Annotated in this window: 16 protein-coding genes and 1 pseudogene; 6 read left to right on the plus strand and 11 right to left on the minus strand. The window is 63.9% G+C overall.

Annotation, left to right across the window (positions count from 1 at the left end; translation table 11 throughout):
- Positions 1-63: 63 nt before the first annotated feature.
- The 3 genes from C4V41_RS00250 (at position 64) to C4V41_RS00260 (ending at position 2,528) form a co-directional block, all read left to right on the plus strand.
- On the plus strand, positions 64-522 hold the full coding sequence (locus C4V41_RS00250; RefSeq protein ID WP_146103476.1) for a hypothetical protein: 459 nt from the start codon (positions 64-66) through the stop codon (positions 520-522).
- A gap of 680 nt (positions 523-1,202) precedes the next feature.
- The gene (locus C4V41_RS00255; protein WP_103953669.1) at positions 1,203-1,463 is read left to right on the plus strand and encodes a GntR family transcriptional regulator; all 261 of its coding nucleotides are present in this window, start codon (positions 1,203-1,205) and stop codon (positions 1,461-1,463) included.
- Between the two features lie 120 nt (positions 1,464-1,583).
- Positions 1,584-2,528, plus strand: a complete 945-nt coding sequence (locus C4V41_RS00260) for a restriction endonuclease (protein ID WP_103953670.1) — start codon at positions 1,584-1,586, stop codon at positions 2,526-2,528.
- Between the two features lie 46 nt (positions 2,529-2,574).
- Here the strand turns inward: C4V41_RS00260 and C4V41_RS00265 are convergent, their stop codons facing one another.
- A complete protein-coding gene (locus C4V41_RS00265; RefSeq protein WP_103953671.1) occupies positions 2,575-5,652 on the minus strand; it encodes a DUF3427 domain-containing protein in 3,078 nt (1,025 codons plus the stop codon).
- A 178-nt stretch (positions 5,653-5,830) separates the two neighbouring features.
- A complete protein-coding gene (locus C4V41_RS00270; RefSeq protein ID WP_200823659.1) occupies positions 5,831-6,163 on the minus strand; it encodes a hypothetical protein in 333 nt (110 codons plus the stop codon).
- Positions 6,164-6,180: 17 nt separating this feature from the next.
- Here C4V41_RS00270 and C4V41_RS00275 point away from each other — a divergent pair, with 17 nt between their 5' ends.
- A complete protein-coding gene (locus tag C4V41_RS00275) occupies positions 6,181-6,711 on the plus strand; it encodes an NUDIX hydrolase (RefSeq protein ID WP_327535341.1) in 531 nt (176 codons plus the stop codon).
- A 100-nt stretch (positions 6,712-6,811) separates the two neighbouring features.
- Here the strand turns inward: C4V41_RS00275 and C4V41_RS00280 are convergent, their stop codons facing one another.
- From C4V41_RS00280 to folE, 8 genes and pseudogenes are all read right to left on the minus strand, one after another.
- Positions 6,812-7,624 (minus strand): class I SAM-dependent methyltransferase, encoded by an 813-nt coding sequence (locus C4V41_RS00280; protein WP_103953672.1) that lies wholly within the window; start codon positions 7,622-7,624, stop codon positions 6,812-6,814.
- A 65-nt stretch (positions 7,625-7,689) separates the two neighbouring features.
- Positions 7,690-8,613 (minus strand): DUF2797 domain-containing protein, encoded by a 924-nt coding sequence (locus tag C4V41_RS00285; RefSeq protein WP_200823660.1) that lies wholly within the window; start codon positions 8,611-8,613, stop codon positions 7,690-7,692.
- A 30-nt stretch (positions 8,614-8,643) separates the two neighbouring features.
- Positions 8,644-9,324 carry a dTMP kinase gene (locus C4V41_RS00290; protein WP_103954653.1) on the minus strand — a complete coding sequence of 227 codons (681 nt, stop codon included), beginning with the start codon at positions 9,322-9,324 and terminating at the stop codon, positions 8,644-8,646.
- A 5-nt stretch (positions 9,325-9,329) separates the two neighbouring features.
- Positions 9,330-10,427, minus strand: coding sequence for a nucleoside phosphorylase-I family protein (locus tag C4V41_RS00295; RefSeq protein ID WP_200823662.1), 1,098 nt, complete (start codon positions 10,425-10,427; stop codon positions 9,330-9,332).
- Entirely contained in the window at positions 10,424-11,257 is an 834-nt protein-coding gene (locus C4V41_RS00300) for a hypothetical protein (protein ID WP_103953674.1), read from the minus strand. Before C4V41_RS00300 ends, C4V41_RS00295 begins: the two co-directional genes overlap by 4 nt.
- On the minus strand, positions 11,247-12,050 hold the full coding sequence (locus tag C4V41_RS00305; protein WP_103953675.1) for a 7-carboxy-7-deazaguanine synthase QueE: 804 nt from the start codon (positions 12,048-12,050) through the stop codon (positions 11,247-11,249). Before C4V41_RS00305 ends, C4V41_RS00300 begins: the two co-directional genes overlap by 11 nt.
- Positions 12,051-12,111: 61 nt before the next feature.
- Positions 12,112-12,489 (minus strand): 6-carboxytetrahydropterin synthase QueD, encoded by a 378-nt coding sequence (gene queD / locus C4V41_RS00310; RefSeq protein ID WP_103953676.1) that lies wholly within the window; start codon positions 12,487-12,489, stop codon positions 12,112-12,114.
- Positions 12,486-13,022: pseudogene (folE, locus tag C4V41_RS00315) on the minus strand (GTP cyclohydrolase I); the annotation flags it as partial. The gene queD and the pseudogene folE, both read right to left, overlap by 4 nt.
- 250 nt (positions 13,023-13,272) lie before the next feature.
- On the opposite strand from folE, the gene C4V41_RS00320 reads away from it, so the two are divergent.
- Positions 13,273-14,574, plus strand: coding sequence for a helix-turn-helix transcriptional regulator (locus tag C4V41_RS00320; RefSeq protein ID WP_103953677.1), 1,302 nt, complete (start codon positions 13,273-13,275; stop codon positions 14,572-14,574).
- 10 nt (positions 14,575-14,584) lie between these two features.
- Complete coding sequence (locus C4V41_RS00325; RefSeq protein WP_103953678.1) at positions 14,585-14,953, plus strand: hypothetical protein; 369 nt, start codon at positions 14,585-14,587, stop codon at positions 14,951-14,953.
- A gap of 186 nt (positions 14,954-15,139) precedes the next feature.
- On the opposite strand, the gene C4V41_RS00330 is transcribed toward C4V41_RS00325, so the two are convergent.
- Entirely contained in the window at positions 15,140-17,116 is a 1,977-nt protein-coding gene (locus C4V41_RS00330; protein WP_103953679.1) for a hypothetical protein, read from the minus strand.
- Positions 17,117-17,149: the final 33 nt, after the last annotated feature.

Genomic DNA, 17,149 nt, shown 5'->3' on the forward strand with positions numbered 1-17,149 from the left:
GGTGCTTTTCTCCCCCGACAAGGCGGGCTAGTGCCAGCGCGCCGGACATTTCCCCCGGTCAGGGTGGATGAAGCCGGGGGAGAAAACCACACCCTGCCGCCTAACGGCACCCACGTCTGTGAGCTGCTTGCCATCATGTGCTTGTACGTCGATGAAGCCCAGGCCGACAGACAACCTGGCTTCTCTCCCGCAACCGAAAAGGCATGGTCGTTCGTGGACCTAGAGGCCGAGATCCTCGATCTGAAGCGTCGTATGCAAGCGTTCGAAGCAGACACGTACTCCAAGGACGACGCGCTGACACCGATCGGCGCCACCGAGGCGAAAACCCTGATCGCAGACGTCCAGACTGGGATAACCGACGATCTGGGGGCTCTCGGGGTGGAGATCGCGGGCCTTCGCTATCAGACCTCCGAGTACTTCAAAACCGCCCATATGCAGATGATGGAGCGACTCGACGCTCTCCGGAGCGACATGCTCCACCTGGAGCTGAGATTCGATCAACTGCTCAAGGATCGACAGTAGAACTCGTTAGGGCCCTCGATGCCAGGCTGGTCGAGGGCCCTACACGGGCGCTCCTTAACGTGCTCGCCCTTCAAGCAGATCCCTCCAGAGCTGGTTCGCCGCAGCGGCGCGAAGCCAGGGCTCTCGCTGACACGACCGCCTGCGGACGTCCGTACGGTCCGACGGATGTGGCTCAGACCCCAGCTCATAGACGGTGCGGTAGTCGCGGACTTGGACGGTGGGCGACCTTCCCGCCGCGTCTGACCAGACGATCGCGCGGTAGTCCTTTCGCATGGGCTCTGGGTGCGTGCTGTGGAATTCCTCCATGCTCATGCCGTCCTCCGACGCCGATAGCACTCTTGCGAATGGGGCATTGAGGGACTCGGTGGACTCGAGGCGAGCCTTAAAGCGGGCGGACATGGGTGACGTGGCGGCTAGGGAGTAGCTCACGCCCAGCGCGGTGGAGCCAGCGGCGAAGCAAAGAGTCCCTGGTTGTAGCCGGATTTCGAGCGAACGGCGTCTCGTTGAGGCTGCTGTCGAACGGATCCATCCCTCGCTCCTCCTTCGTCAGTGCTGTGACTGGGCGGCTGGCGTAGCTCGACCATAGCTCAACCTGTGAAGTCCTGTAACGTGATGTCAGTTGACGTTATGTGCATAGCGCTTCTATGTCATGTAGTCAATAGCCCTTTAGTGTTATCAGCGTGACCGATCAAGGCGGCTTCGAGTGGGACCACACGCTCTACAAATACGAGCAGATAGCCCAAGTCATTGCAGAACGGATCCGAACGGGTGCCTACCCGCCGCAGACCGTGCTGAGCGAAGTGCGCTTTGAGCAGGAGTTTGGAGTCTCCAGACCGACAGTGCGGCTTGCTTTCAAGATCCTCAGGGAGGAGAACTTGATCGTCACCAAGCCTGGTAGGGGCTCTGTCGTGCTACGTCGTGGCAGCGCTGAGGGGTCGTGACGGTCGGCCCTGCGTCGATTGAGTCCGACTTGTGTCGAATAAGTTCATCTAGATGGTTGGCGTGAAAAATCGGCGTATGTCACAGTAGATCACCTCTAAGGCGATCTACTGGAGACGCACATGACCGCGCAGTCCTCGTCGCAGCCTCCGACCTGGTCTCTCGTTCCTGGACGACCGATCAAGCGCACGATGCTGCACCAGAGTTTTGGTGGCTCCGGGCAAGGCGGTATCGGACCTTCTGCGCGCTCCAAGAATGTCTTCGTTTTCACCGATCCCACCGAAGGTGAGAAGCACGGCTACTTCGATGACTGGATGCCTGATGGCATGTTCCACTACACCGGCGAAGGTCAGCGCGGCGATCAGCGAATGAGAGCGGGAAACGCGGCAATTCTGAGGCATCGGCAAGACGGGCGTGCCTTGCGCGTGTTCGAGGGTAGTAAAGGAACTGTCGTCTATCTTGGCGAGTTTGAGATAGCGGACGAGAACCCGTGGTACGAGGCAGATGCGCCGGAGACTAACAATGGTCCGATACGCCGAGTAATCATTTTTCGGTTGCGCCCCATCGATACCCAAGCTCGGCCGCCACAGACTCGTTTAGGGCGGTTACGAGCTGCTTTGACAAGCCGTGTGCAGGCGGTGCCATTGGAGCAGCAATTTACCGAGAAAGTGTTCGTTGAGCCAGGTCGGGAACAGTATACCGCGGAGCGGAGAGAGGCCGGTTTAGTGCAGGCGCTTGCCGATTACCTATGCGGTCTGGGTCATGCTGTTACGCGCCATCAAGTACTGCCCGAAGGTGAGAGTCGGCCGCTCTTCACTGACTTGTTCGATGCGGACTCGAATCTGCTCGTCGAGGCAAAGGGAAGCGTCACGCGAGAGAATGTACGGATGGCAATTGGGCAACTCGCCGACTATGGCCGCTTCTGGCCGGAGGCCAAGAGGGCGATCCTTCTGCCGACTGAGCCGCGTAACGACTTGATGGAGCTTGCTCATAGTCAGAGCATCGTGATCATATGGCCGACGGACGTTGGCTATGGCAGTAGCCGGCCGGGTTTTACGTTAGCTTAAGCCGAATGGCGACTCCTTCATAAAGAGGTCGGCTGCCCTCGCTGGCTTATCCGACTACTGCCGCGCGGCGGAACAGGTCCACAGGCATTTCCTCGTCCAGACGCCAGGTGATTGCCATTGGACGTTCGCCTTCATGCTTCACATAGCGGGCTGTCCCATGAAACACAAACGGCTCGGGATGGCGGTTCTCGTTCTCTTTGCGCTCTCGGGTGAACAGGAGCACATGACTGCCTTCGTGTTCATGATTTTGGTAGCGCAGCCCGGTTGAAGAACGTTCTCTTGTGCGATGCTGGGACTCCCAATGAAACAGAGTTGGAGTCAGGGCATAGTCCCGATACATGGTTTGGGGAGAAAACTCCTTCTCGTTCTTCTGCAGAGTGACAAAGAGAGCGTCGCATTGGGTGGTGGGGCTCCATGCGACGCCCTCGCGCATGGTGGAGGGCACCGACTTGCCTAGGGTTGCCCAGCCTATTGCGGCCAGGGCCTCATCTGTAGAGTAGCGAGCATTAACGGCAAGGGGCAGTTCGTTGAGTGGCGCGGGTAGCCTTCTGGCGACGTGGCGCGGGCGCTCCAAGCCGTAGGAAAGCACCTGGTTGATCTCCTCACAGAGAGCGGGCTGGCTGCGTAGTTGGCGCAGGCCTTCGTCGTAGGAGGCGAACCCTGCACCATCGCGCCAGAATGAGAAGAACAACATGCGGGCGAATGCTTGTTGGGTGGCGGAAAGCTTGTCGTAGCGCACATCGTCAGAGCTGAGCAGGTGCGCATATGCTGCGGCTCTGCCAGCGTCGTCAACGTGAAGAAGAGCGCGGATGCGGCGTCCAAGCTCTATCTCTAGTGGTGAGCTCTCCTCGGGCAGAAGCTTGCTTTGACGCAAGAGCCCCGTCCAGAAGCGCTTGTTGCGATACAGGTCGTTGATGTCGCGGCCGCTGGATTCCAGATAGTTGATAAGGGATTGCTCCGCGTATGAGCGAATCTCTTGCGTAAGGGTCGTCACGGTGGCCGCGAGATGGGCTTTTAGCTCGGCGAGCACGCGGTCCTTGGTGACTCGATCGAGCACGATCTGGCTGCCCGTTGGCAGATGTGGGAAGTCGTTGTTGGCCTGCTCCTGCAGTCGGCCGCGGGTATGGCCTGTCAACGCCTGGAATCGGTTGGTGAAGCGGTACTCCTTGCGGTGCTGCCCGACAAAATCTAGGACAGTCAGAACTGCCTTTTCTGGAGTTCGTCGTAGGCCGCGGCCGAGTTGTTGCAAGAACACTGTGCCGCTCTCGGTAGGACGCAGTAGGAGCAGAGTGTTCACGTCTGGTACGTCTAGACCTTCATTGAAGAGGTCAACAGTGAAGAGGAATTTTACTTCTCCCATGCGCAAAGCGTTCAGCGCGCCTTTGCGAGATGCCTCGTCGGTGGAGCCATCTACTGCCAAGGAGGGTAGGCCGGCCTTGGTGAAGATTTTAGCCATGAAGTGGGCATGGCGGACCGATACGCAGAAGCCCAGGCCGCGTACTGCTGCAAGGTCAGAAACTTTGTCCCGTAATGAATTGAAGATCAGGCGGGCGCGAGCATCGTCGCCGGTGAATATGTTGTCCAAGTCCGTCGCGTCGTAAGAGCCACGTGACCAGCGCACCGCGGAAAGGTCGGTTTCGTCGTTGATCCCGAAATAGTGGAATGGGCACAGCAGATCGGCGTCGAGGGCATCCCAGAGGCGTAGTTCAGAGGCGATGCGGCCGTCAAAGAACTCGTCCTGAACCCACTTGCCGTCTGACCGTTCAGGTGTGGCGGTAAGTCCGAGCAGCTCAATCGGCTGTAGGTAGTCGATTATTTCTCGATAAGTGCGGGCGGTAGCGTGGTGGAACTCGTCGATGACGACCACATCGAAGTGATCGGATTTCAGCGTCTCGATACCGCGTGCCGTGAGCGATTGGATCGACGCAAATACGTGCCGCCAGTGACGCGATTTCTCGTGCCCCACATGCAGTTCGCCGAAGTCGGGTACGGCCAGCACCTGGCGGTAGGTGCGCAACGCTTGCGTGAGGATCTCGCGACGATGTGCGATGAACAGCAGAGATGGCTGCCGCCCAAGCCGTTGCTGCAGGTTGCGGTAGTCAAATGCGGCTACAACGGTTTTCCCTGTGCCGGTCGCCGCGACCAGGAGATTACGGTGCCGATCGTGCACGGTCCGCTCGACGTCCAGATCCTCTAGCATCTCTCGCTGATGCGCGAAGGGATGAGGAACCAGGGCCGGGATGTCGAAAAGCGGTTGTCCTGTCTTCGACCGGGACAGCGCCTCGTCCAGACGATCGCCATCTGTGTCTGGGTCGTAAAGCTCGAACTGTTCACGATCCCAGTAGGAGTCGAACGTGGCCTCGAACTTGTCTAGCAGTCGCGCCGTTGTCACCGACGATAGGCGAACGTTCCACTCAAGCCCGTCCAGAAGCGCAGCGCGGGAGAGGTTGGAACTGCCAACGTACGCTGTGTCGAATCCAGTGCGCCGCCGAAGCAGCCAAGCCTTTGCATGTAGGCGGGTGGTGTTCTGCTCGTAACTGATGCGTACCTCTGCGCCGAAGTCACGTACCAGTCGATCGAGAGCGCGACGCTCGGTAGCACCCATGTACGTGGTGGTGATCACCCGCAATGGCACGTTTCTGCGACGGAGATCGGCCAGCGGACGTTCGAGGATACGTAGCCCGGACCATTTCACAAACGCGCACAGCAGGTCCACGCGGTCAGCGCTCGCAAGTTCTGTGGCGAGTTCGTGGGACAGGCTCGGATCCTCCCGAGCGTTAGTGAGTAGCGCTGCTTCGGAGAGGGAGGTCAGAGGCCGGGGCGGTGAGGTCTTGCCAGGCGTCTGCTGGACGATGGAGAGCAGCTTGGCCGGGCCGTCCACGAGGGTGTCGGGATCGGCGAGTTGGCGCAGGAGCCGGTTGGCTAGCTCTACCTGCTCTTTCGGGCTCTTGAGGGCTGCGAGCGCGCGGGTCGAGGCCTCGCCGACGAATCGCCCCAGCAATTGGGCGACTTCCTCGTTGGCAACATCGGAGATTTGGACAAGGTGTCCCGAACTGGTCCAGGCGTCAGTTTGCTGTTGAAGACGCTGTGTGAGGAGCGAGTCGTACAGGCCTTCAATTGGCATGTTGTCCACAGGCAGCCGCCCCCCGGTTGAAAAGTGACCAGGAGGAACTCCCTTCCTGATGGATGATCATTTTGGCTGCTTGGCGGGGGCAGTGCAATACCAGTAGCTCAGCCGGTCTATCGAGTGGCAATACACGTTAACGAGGTGTACCAAGCAGCCCGAAGTTAAGAGCCGTTTCTCAGCGTTTGCGCTTCTTGCGGCGGCTCTTTGCGCCTGGGGGAGTTGTCGGGATCAGGCGGAGCGGGTGGCGGCTGGTGGCGCGGAGTGGCTCGGCGACCAGGACCCGTAGCTCCTGCAAGCCCACGACGTCATGGTGCCCCGATGCCAGCACCGCCTCCACGAACTCGTACGCATCCCCACCCGCCATACTCCTGAGCTGCTCGATCAGGGCGTCCGGCCCCCCGAGCTCCAGCATGGACAAGAAGTTCTCCGCCGCCAGGAGCAAATGCTCCCGCTGGCTCAACGACTCGGGATCAAGCTCCCCGCCGTCCACAAGGAAGGTCTGCCCCAAGCGAGTAGCCTGGGGCGGTGGATCAGCGTGGCCCTGACCAGTACACGTTGCGGGCAGCCGTGAAGGATGCCCGCAACGCAGAAGCTGAGTTCGACAACGCGTGCGCCTGGCTGGAGGCGGCGATGAATGGCCCGATGGCCCCGCTCGCGGCCGAGGTGTGGGTGTTCGACGAAACCCTCCGGCATGTGCTGCTGGTGAGGCATCGCTGGCGAGGTTGGGTGCCGCCGGGCGGACGCGTCGAACCTGGCGAGAGTCCACGGGAGGCGGCTCGTCGTGAGCTGCTTGAGGAGTCGGGTCTTTCTGCTGATCTGCTGGAAGTTCCGGCGGCGGTGACGGTGCGGTCCTACCGCCGGGATTGGAGTGTCACGCTTGGCTTGTCCTATGGAGCCGTCGTGCACCGGTCGCTCCGGCTGACCGAGGAGAGCGGCCAGCCTGTGGCATGGGTCCCTCTTTCACAGGACTGGGATGGGGTCTTTCCCGAAGATCGACCTCGGATACGTGAGTATGCGAAACAGCTATCTCGACGGGCCGGAGCTGTAGGGACGTGATCGGCCTCCCAGTCCCGCCGGCCGGCGATGCGGGGTGAAGGGGATCTCTTTGAGAAGTAGGACGGGCCCATGACGGAGGGCGCCGGAGCGCTTGTTGTTGTCAGGCTCGGGAAGTGACGACGAGCCAGCGCGTGGTGATCTCTCGTGTCCTGTCGGCCGCGTCGTAGGCCCTCTGCAGGATCTTCATGCGCTGGGCGTGGGTGAGTTGGCCGAGTGGTCGGGCGAAGAGCGGGATCGAGAGCCAGGCACGTTTCTCCTCCAGGGTGCCGGTGCGCGCGACAATGTCTGAGGCGACTGTGGTGAATCCGGCGGCCTTCAGTTGCGCTTGTACGAGGGCAGATGTCAGGGGTGGTCGGCATCTTTCCTTGGGTGGTACGTAGCCGTAGTCCGCTACCGCGATGGCGGTGATCAGGTCGTTGAGGGACGTCGTGGCGTGAGGGTCTCGGTTGGTGAGGCCGGCGAATCGGCCGCCGATGTTGAACACGAACCGTCCGCCTGGCCGCAGTACGCGTTTTGCCGCGGCGAAGACGGCGGTGGTGTCGGTCTTCCAGATCGCTGAGTTGCAGACCACGGCGTCGGCCGGTGTGGAGATGTGGTGGGCGACGTCTTCGGCCTTGGCGGTGATCCAGGTGATGCGGGGGTCGTCACGAGTACGTCGTCCTATCGCTTGCATGGCCGGAGCGCTGTCCAGAGAGATCACGCGGCCGTGGGGCGGAAGACTCTCCAGGAGGATGGCCGCGGTGACGCCTGACCCGCCGCACAGATCGATGACCAACTGCTTGTCGGTGAGGTCGGCGCGGGAGACCAGGTCTCGGCTGGCGTCGGCGTAGAAGGTGTGCTCGCGGGCGAAGCGGTCATAGAGTTCGGCGTTGTGCTCGTCGTCCCAGCCGGTGATCGCATCCAGGCGTTGCATGAACCTCCTGTCTTCGCAGGTCGCCGTGGGCTGCTGCTTGCCGGCGGCGCGAGCTGCGGTTGTTGTCAGAAGAGTGATCCTTGGACGGTTGTCCGTGGAGAGGTGTAGTTCCCGATCAGTACGCGGTGGCCTTTGAGCGTGTTGAGGTCGAGGACATAGGGGATGTCGTCGGCGCCGGACGACAGCCGTGCCATGACATGGGAGCCGGAGCAGGCTTCGATACTGAACCCGTGCTCGCCGGTGCGCAGGTCATGTGGGTAGATCGCGCGTTCTGGTGATCGTGGGAAGTTGCGGAGGGCATGGCTCTCGGGCGGAGGCGTCCATGCCTCGCGTTCAGGAGCTACTCCGGCTGCGGTCAGCGTGGCATGAGTTCGGTCGACGGCCTTGTCGTGTGCGGCATCAACGTGGTCGTGATCGAAGGCGATCAGGGCGGCGAGTTTTGCGGTGGAGCGGATCGTCTGGGCGAGGCCGAGTTCGCGGCTGAGAGTGTCTTCGAGGCGGCGAACGGCGTGGCCGTTGGGTGCTTGGGCGATGTAGGTGGCGCGTATCGGTCCTTGCTCGTCCAGCCGTGAGGTCCGTCGGGAGGCCGCCGCCGTTCCGACCTTGCTGACCGAGTTGGCAAAGGTGGCAATGTAAAGCCAGTGGGGTTGCGCCATGTAGGCCGCGAGTGCTGGGGGAACATGTCCGCTCTTGTGGACCTGGTGCGCGAAGCGGAAGTCGTCCCTTTCCAGGCAGGTGGCGCATTGGCCACCGCGTTCGGCGACGGCTTGCTGCGGGCATGCCCGTGGTTCCACACGGAAGGTGTCGGTGAAGCCGTAACGGCCGGTGCAGAACCGGGCCCGGTCGACCACTTTCAGCCCGAGCTGCAAGCTCATGACCTCAACCTGCCCGAGGGCGCCGGTCGTGGTGTCGGCCAGGAGGAGCGTAGGCACTCTTGCCGCCCAGGTGATGCTGTGCCATAGGTACTGCCGGCCGGTTTCGCGCTTCACGCAGCCTCCTCGTCAATCGTCGCCGGTACTTCAGGGGATTCGGATGTCGAGGCATTCGGACAGCAGGGCGAGCGTCTCGGTCAGGACGGCATCGGCGTCCTTACGTGTAACGTCCATGGACGCCCAGGTTGCGTCGGTTGCTTGTCGGCGTAGTTCCTCGGTCACGTGCGTTTGGTAGGAGATGAACGCCTCGCCCGTGGATCCGGTGCGGCCTGCCTCCAAAGCGCTGAAGTCGCCATTGCGCCGACGCAGGGCCTCATCGGCGGTGATATGGAGGAACAGGATGAGGTCGGGCGTGGTGAGGTGGGCAAAGAGTTGGCGGGCCAGATCGGTGGGGACGTCAGGGGAGACGGCGTAGCGGGCGAGGATCTTGTGGTGGGCGTTGTCGAGGATGACGTGGACGCCGGCCTGCAACGCGGGTTTGATGATCAGTTGGTCCTGGAGGGTGTACCAGGCGGCGAGCGCGAACAGCCAGTAGTGGTTTCCGCAGGCGGCGCCCACGCCCGGCTTACGCCGGTAGACGACTGCGTTGACGTCGTCGACGTATTGCGACAGGTCTGCACTCATCGGGACCTCGGTGGTGTGTTTGCCCACGAGGATGGTGTGCTCTGTGGAGTCCTTGAGCGCTGAGTGGAGGGATGCGGCCAGGGTCGATTTGCCGGCGCCGTCGATGCCGGCCACCGTGATGAGCTTGCCGGGCTTTCCCGCCATGATGTTCACGCGTTCGTTCCTTCGCTGGCCTGTGTCGCGGGGATGCTCCGCAACCGGAGCCGGATGATCTCGTGGATGCGGTCGAGAAGTTGGGCACGCCGTTCGACCACCGTGTGCAGTCGTTCGTTGGAGAGGTCTTCGGGGTAGTGGCGGGCCAGGTTGTTGGAGATGACGTGAAGGAACCCGAACTCGATGCCGGCGGTGTGGGCGGCGCGTCCCATGTGGCCGATCTCGGGGTCGACGAAGCGGTGTCCGTGCTGTCGGGCCAGCCAGTTCGTGTCTTCGAACAGGATCGATGGCGAGGTCACGTGGACACCGGAGCGGACGTCCGACTGGCCGGCGGCGAGGCCGCCGAAGAAGTCCGGCCAGGTCACTTGGCCGTCGGACAGAACGCTGCTGTTGCCAGTGGCCAGGCAGGTGTTCGGGGCGATGCGCGGGTCGAGAGAGCCGACCTTGCCGACGTAGATGACCCGGCGTGCGCCCAGCGTGGCCAGGCGTGCCACCACGCGGCCGGCCACGTCGCCCCAGATGCTGTGCAGGTAGCCCAGGTAGAGCACGCGCCGCCCGTCTATGTTGGTGCGTTGCCATGCGTGGCCGGGGCCGTGGACCCAGGTGGTGCCGTTGACGAACCGCTCGAGGCCCCAGCCGACGACGATGAGGTCGTCTGTGGAAGCGTCGATGTCCAGCCGGTCGACGGCTGACCGGCATGCGTGTTCAGAGGGGAGCCGGTAGTCGACCTGGCCGCGGTAGCGGCCGACCATGTTCAGGTACGTCGCGATGATGAGGGCGTAGTGGTGGACGTAGTCCACGCCAGGGAAGCACTTGACGATCAGGTGATTGCCCTGGACGTGCGCGGTGGGGCGCTGCCAGTTGAACAGCTTGTCGTTCTTCTCATGCGCCGAGACCATGCAGTGGCGGTCATAGCCGGCGGTGACCGAGATGCGGGCCCAGTCGTAGTCCTGGATCAGGTGATGGACCTTGATTTTCAGGTAGCGCAGCAGGTTCGAACTGCTCATCGTGTGGCGGTAGAAGTCGATGGGGGATGCCCCGAGGAGTCCTACTTCTGCTGCGGGCGCGTGGTCGGTGAGCGGAGGGCTCGTCATATCGGCGTCCGGATCTCGATGGGGCAGTTGGCGGCGTACCGGACGGCTTTGATGTTGTCCCTGATCAGCGCGAACCGGTCGGGTTCGATGTGCTGCACTGCCTCGACGCGTGGCGTCGGGGTTTTCTGGTAGGGCCCGTCGGGCAGCATCCGGAGGCCCATGGCGCCGAGCAGGACCGGCGCGGCGGCATCGACCGAGCTGATCCACTCGTGGTGACGTTGTTCGAAGAGTTCCAGATGGCCGGTGCGGCCGAGGCCCAGGAGCCGGTAGATCCGGTCGGCGTTGATCATCCCGTGGGCTTCGAGGTAGTCGGTTGCGGCGACGCGGTTCTTCGACAACTCACTGCTCGGCTCCTTGCCGCGGGAGGCGGGAAAGGCGATCGCGCCGACGTGGTCGCGGGTGGCGAAGTGGTCGTAGCAGTGGCGCCAGTCCTTATCGTCGGCGGCCTGTACGACCGCGCACAGCCGGAACTCGTCGCTCATGTCGAGGATCTGTGCGGCTGCGCTGTCGCTGGCCCGCATGGTGGCATGAGCGTCGCGGATGACATCGGACAAGATGATCTCTTCGGCTTTCACCGCCCGAGCTGCACGTACGAGCTCGCATGGGCTGAGCGAGCGGCCAAGGTCGAAGACGCCGTTGTCGAGGATGATCGTGGCGCCCCGTCGTTCCTCTTCGAGGAAGAACTCCCGGTAGACGGGATCGAGAAGGACGCGCTGGGCCGCCACATGGTGGATCGTGGCAGGTGTCTGGGCGACGAAGTCTCGCAGGTAGGCGGCGGGCGCGATGACGGAGAAGTTGATGCTCTGGGACGGGTGGAGGCTACTTGGCACGCTGGCCGCCCCAGATCAGCACGTGCTCACGGGTGGTCAGGTTCCAGCCGTGTGCCAGGGCAAAGCTTGCGGCCATGCGCATCCGCTCCAGGACGCGGGTGGGGGTGGTGCCCTCCGGGCTCAGCCAGATCTCGGTGAGCCCGAACTCCGCCTGAAGCTCGGCGATCTCGGTCAGGTCCTCCAGGGTGCTGACGACGAACTTCCACCTGGCCTGGCCGCTGGCCTCGATCGCTCTGATCGCGTCCGGTTTGATGCGCTTCTTGCGTGGCACCGCTGAGCTGGCCAGTTTGGGGCCGGCGTTGAAGGCCACGCCCGGGGAGAGCAGCTTGGGGTTCGGCTTGATGGTGGCGTTCGTCTCGATCTCGATGTGCCGGCCGGTCAGTGCGGCTTGGCGGGCGAGATGCAGGATGGCGTCCTGGTGGAGAAGCGGCTCCCCACCGGTGACGACGATCAGATCGACGGGGGCGATGGAAGGGGTGGCCGTGGCGGGATCGAGGTTGATGAGCTCGTCCCACACTCCTTGCGGCGTCAGGTGCCGTACACCGTCGGAGAGGTCGTGCTTGGCGCTGTTCCAGGTGTACTCGGTGTCGCACAGCATCGTGCCCTGTGCCGGGATGTCGCCGGTGGCGGGTGCCTGTCTGTAGCCGCAGGTCAGGTTGCAGCCCAGGAAGCGAACGAGGAGAGCGCGACGGCCGAGATTCACACCTTCGCCCTGGAAGGAATAGAACAACTCGGCGATCGGGACGGGCCGCTGTTCGGTCGGGTCGGCGATCGACAGCAGGTCGGCGGACATGGAGATTCCTCTCGAGGGAGACGGGCGCGGATCACACGCCCACATCAGGTCCTTCTGGACGTCAGTGGCAGGGGCGGTATTCGGCCCAGGTGGCTGACGTTTCGCTCACCCGGACCGCCTCGATGGCGGCGGTGGCGGGCAAGGGGACGTTCTTGGCGCACCATTCGAACAGGACTCGAGCGAGGTTCTCGCTGGTCGGTTCGATGTCGATGGCCTCGTTGAGCGGTTGGTGGTCGAAGTGCTCGGCCAGATGGCGCTTGATCGGATCGAGGTTGGCGAAGTCGATGACGAAGCCCGACTCCGACAACTCGGTCGCGGTCAGCACCACTTCGACCGTGTAGGAGTGGCCATGCAGACGGCCGCACTTGTGCCCTCCGGGTAGACCGCTCAACTGGTGAGCGGCTTCGAAGGTGAACCGCTTACCGATCCTGAAACTCATGCCGCCCTCCGCACCTGCGGGACGGCGAGCTGCAGAAACTCGGCACGGGCTGCGGGATCATCCCGGAGCGCGCCTCGGCAGGCGATCGTGACCGTGTCGGAGCCCAGGGCGCGCACCCCGCGGCGCGTCATGCACAGGTGCTCGGCCGTCAGGACGACACCGACCCCGCGGCATTCCAGCCGCTCTTCCAGGAAGGTCGCGATCTGCTGCCCGAGTTCTTCCTGAACCTGCATCCGAGCGGCGAACGTCTCGACGGTCCGCGCCAGCTTGGACAGGCCGGCGATCCGCTGGCCGGGAATCACCCCCACATGCGCGGTTCCCGAGAACGGAAGCAGATGGTGGGCGCACAAGGAGGTGAACGGCACGTCGCGGGCCAGCACCAGCTCGTGCTGCCCCTCCCGATTGGGGAAGGTGGTGAATTCCCACGCCGGGCAGCTGAGCAACTCCGCTAGGCCCGCCACCATCCGGGCGGGAGTACGGACGGCGGCTTCGCTCGTCTCGGCCACGCCGAGCGCCGTGAGAAGGGCGGCGGCCGCCCGTTCGGCGGCCTAGAAGTCGAAGCCTGGAGATCCCGGGAATAGGCGGTTGCTTTCGGGGTGTGCGATGAGCACGTCGTCTCCTCCGATCGAAGTCCCAGCAGGCACCGTTAAGCCAACCGCGCGGCAAAGCACCAGGCCACGGCGCCGGCGACGCATCAATGAGGCACCTTTGCGGCATCGCAGCCGCTGAGCGGGCCGGTCCCGTACGCTTCCCTTGGAAGAAGGACACAGGTGGAGGTGCGCCTTGGCGGGCAAACGAAGGCGCCTCGCCGACCGGAGAAAGGCGCTCGGCTACAGCCAGGAATTCTTCGCTGACGAGCTCGGCATCGACCGGACCACGGCAAGCCGGTGGGAGCGAGGAGAAACCGAGCCCTGCCCCTACATCCGGCCCAAGCTCTGCGCCGTCCTGCAGGTCACGCCGGATGAGCTGGACGACCTGCTGACCCTTCGCTGCGAATCCGCGGTCGCCGCCGTTTCCGCACCGATCATCATGGGCCGGGTCGTGCCTGAACCCGCGCTCACGGGTGAAGCTGACGATATGTACCGTCGCGAACTTCTCCGCTTGCTGAGCATCGCCGGCACGCTCATGGTGCTTCCCCAGCCGGCCTCCGCCCAGCCCCAGGACTGGCTCGGCCAAGGCGACGAGGCCGATGACATCGAACAGCACGCCCTGCTCAGCGGCCATCTCTGGCAGGTCTTCGCCCTGTCCAAGTCGAAGCGCCTTGTCTACCCACTGGTCCATGACCAGCTCAGACTCCTGGTCAAGCAGATGGACCAGGCCCACTCAGCCCGAGCACGGCGTCAACTCTGCCTACTGGCCTGCGATCTGTTCCAACTCGCCGGAGAGATCCTCTTCGACAGCAATCGCTATACCGACGCCGCCTACTGCTACACCATGGCCGTGAACGCCGGTCGTGAAGCTCGCTGCTACGACCGATGGGCTTGCGCCCTGACCCGCCAGGCGTTCATCAACATGTACGACCAGGAATACCCCGAGGCCTCTTCCGTCCTCTCCGCGGCCGCACGGATCGCTGAGCAAGGCGACAGCCGGCTGTCGACTCGGTATTGGGTCGCAGCCGTACAGGCCGAGGCCCATGCCGGGGACGGCGACCGAACAGCATGCGAACGGGCCCTCGCCATCGCAGACGAAGTTCTCAACCTCGCCCACCCCGTCAGCCCTGGAGGTTGGCTCCGCTTCGACGGCTCCCGCTTGGCAGAGGAAAGAGGTACCTGCTACCTCACTCTCGGCCAGACCGACCTGGCCGAGACGTCACTCAACGCCGCACTCAACCAGGCCACCTCGCTCCGGCGCCGGGGCAGTCTCCTCACTGACCTGGCAGCCCTCGGCATCCAACGCCGCAGCCTGGACCAGTTTCTGCACTACGCCGGCGACGCCGTGGACCTGGCCGAGCAGACCCAATCCGCGGGCTACGTCGGCCGGAAACTTCACAGCGTTCAAAAGCAGCTCCAACCCCTTCTGTCCGACAGCCGGGTGGTCCAGTTGAACGACCGCATCGCCCGCCTGTCGGCTCCCGTCCAACAGTGAGAGGAACACGATGCAGACTGAGGCGGACGAGCAGGGCCGTACCTTCCGGGAGGCATGGATCGCGGGGGTGAACAAGCACTATCCGGGCGAGCCTAAGTCCTCCTACGTCACACCGTGGGAGGAGACACCCGAATGGGAACGCCAGGCCGCCGCCGCCGTCTGCAGCCAAGTGCGTACCTTCGTCGAGATCAGCGCCGGCAACACGGCCAAGCTGACCCGCGAGCAAAAGGGCCGATTCGTTGCTCTGTGCTGGATCGTCCAGATCCATAAGCACATCGACAACCCAAAACCGTCATATGTCGCCGATTGGGGCGATCTCCCCGAGTGGCAGCGAGAGACCGACGCGGACATCTTCGAACACATCGAAAACGACGCCTAGCGAAGTCCCGCGACTGGGCCCTTACCCTCGGTTGCGCGTCGGGAACAAGACATAGCGGATAGCGGCAGGTCTTAAGAAGCCAGGTTGCCCCGATGTCAGGACCGCGTCCCACGAACTTGTACGCGTCATCCCAGCCAGCTCACCGATCTTCATACGGACCGACTGCTCGGTGAGGCCAGTTGTTTCTCAGCGTTTGCGCTTCTTGCGGCGGCCCTTTGCGCCTGGGGGAGTCGTGGGGATCAGGCGGAGCGGGTGGCGGCTGGTGGCGCGTAGCGGCTCGGCGACCAGGACCCGTAGCTCCTGCAGGCCCACAGCGTCATGATGCCCCGAAGCCAGCACCGCCTCCACGAACTCGTACGCGTCCCCACCCGCCATTCCCCTGAGCTGCTCGATAAGGACCTCCGGCCCTCCGACCTCCAACAGGGACAGGAAGTTCTCCGCCCCCAGCAGCAGATGCTCCCGCTCGCTCAACGACTCAGGATCAAGCTCCCCCTCATCCACCAGGAAGGTCAGGACGGCGGGGCCGAGGGTCGGGTCGTGGCGGAGGTCGGTGAGGAGGGTGCGGCCCTGGGGGAGGGCTTCGGTGAGGAGGTTGAGGAGGGCGGCCGTGCGCGAGCGGAACGGGCAGTCGCGGATGGCCTGGAGGAGGGTTTCGACGGTTTGGCCGGGGTGGGTCAGCCAGCCGTTGAGTTCTGTGGTGATGTCTTCTGGGGCGTAGTGCTGGGAGATCACGCCGAGGAGGCCGGACGGTGGGGTCGTGGCGAGGGCGCCGAGGAGAGGGGCGTCGCGGCCTTCGGAGAGGAGGTGGTCGCGGACGGCGCGGCGGCCGAGGGGGGTCAGGCGGATCTGGGGGAGGTCTGGGGCGGTGAGACCTTTGCGGAGTCTCTTGATCGCGTCCGGAGGGAGCTCCTGGTCCTCGTGGTCGAGGTCGCTGGAGTAAAGGGGGTCGGCGGGGCCGTGGAAGAGGTCGATGGCGCCGAGGTCGGACAGGACCTCAAGGGTGCGGGTCAGGTCTTCGGCGGTTTCGCGGCGCAGGACGTCCCGGATGTGTTCTTCCTTGTCGTCCAGAACGAAATACTCCTGGCAGGCCAGCCACACCGTCTCCTGCAACCGGATCACGGGCATGTCGTCCATGCCGTAGATCGTGTTGAGGACGTCGGGCAGGATCAGGTCGAAGGCGTCCGCGAGCAGGGAGCCGGGTTGCCCGGTGACCGCCCTGCCCAGGTAGGGGAGGGCTTCGAAGGCTTGCTGCCACAGGGTTTCCGGGTCGCGCAGGAGCGGAGCGGCCTTGGTGACCTGGAAGAGGCGGCCCTTGGCGGTGCGGGTCAGGCGGAGTTTCTTGGCCCAGGCTAGGAGGAGGGTCAGGCGGGGGAGTTCGGCGGCGCTGCGGGCTTGGAATTGCTCCTCGCCGGTGCCCAGAACGGTTGATAGTTCGCGGGCGGCCGCCAGGGGGAGGTTGCCGGTTTTAGTGAGGGGGCGGCCTTCCGTGCCTGCCCAGGTGGCCAGGGTGATGAGGTGCTGGACGGTCTGGCTCTGGGTCGCGGCTTCGGTCAGGTCGGCGGCCGGGGGGAGGGTGATGGGAGGCTGGGGGAAGGCGCGTTCCTCGTCGAGGCCCGTTCCGTGGAAGCGGGCCTCGACCAGTTGGTCGAGTACGGCCTGGTCGTAGTCGATGCGGCCGGCCTCGATGTCCTGCCTGAAGCGTTCGAAGGCGGCCGGGTCGGTGAAGTCCACGTCGTGGTCGAGGGCCTTCTGTGCCCAGAACTTGGCCAGGCCCTGGCGGGTGGGGTCGTCGAGGGCGGACGGGTATTCGGCTACCGCCTGGGCGAACGCCTCCGGGGTCGTGGTGCCGCGGGGGTCGCGGAGTCCGGTGGCGTCGAGGTAGTCGAGGAGGGTACGGAGGATGTCGGGGGCCGCGTCGAGGAGGTCGCGCGGGGCCACCACGTGGTGCGGCACATAGCGCAGCAGAAAGCGCCTGACCTGCTCGTCGTCCCAGTAGGCCAGGCGGCCGTCGCGGCTCTCGTGGCGGGCGTCGACGGCCGTGGCCAGCACCAGGCCGTCGGCGGGGCGGCCGTGCTCCTCGGCCCAGGTGAGACAGCGCCGGACCAGCAGGTCTTTGGCGGCCTCGAACTCCTCGGTCTCCTCCGGCTGGAACCAGGTACGCACAGCGTCACTCCCTGTCGTGGCGTGCGTACCAGT

It is taken from the genome of Nonomuraea solani (assembly GCF_900108335.1).
Classification (GTDB): domain Bacteria; phylum Actinomycetota; class Actinomycetes; order Streptosporangiales; family Streptosporangiaceae; genus Nonomuraea; species Nonomuraea solani.

Bases quoted from the DNA above. Each gene is read 5' to 3' on its own strand.
- C4V41_RS00280 (WP_103953672.1), bottom strand. From the start codon at position 7,624: ATGCAACGCCTGGATGCGATCACCGGCTGGGACGACGAGCACAACGCC.
- queD (WP_103953676.1), bottom strand. From the start codon at position 12,489: ATGAGTTTCAGGATCGGTAAGCGGTTCACCTTCGAAGCCGCTCACCAG.
- C4V41_RS00260 (WP_103953670.1), top strand. From the start codon at position 1,584: ATGACCGCGCAGTCCTCGTCGCAGCCTCCGACCTGGTCTCTCGTTCCT.
- C4V41_RS00290 (WP_103954653.1), bottom strand. From the start codon at position 9,324: ATGGCGGGAAAGCCCGGCAAGCTCATCACGGTGGCCGGCATCGACGGC.
- C4V41_RS00295 (WP_200823662.1), bottom strand. From the start codon at position 10,427: ATGACGAGCCCTCCGCTCACCGACCACGCGCCCGCAGCAGAAGTAGGA.
- C4V41_RS00305 (WP_103953675.1), bottom strand. From the start codon at position 12,050: ATGTCCGCCGACCTGCTGTCGATCGCCGACCCGACCGAACAGCGGCCC.
- C4V41_RS00265 (WP_103953671.1), bottom strand. From the start codon at position 5,652: ATGCCAATTGAAGGCCTGTACGACTCGCTCCTCACACAGCGTCTTCAA.
- C4V41_RS00325 (WP_103953678.1), top strand. From the start codon at position 14,585: ATGCAGACTGAGGCGGACGAGCAGGGCCGTACCTTCCGGGAGGCATGG.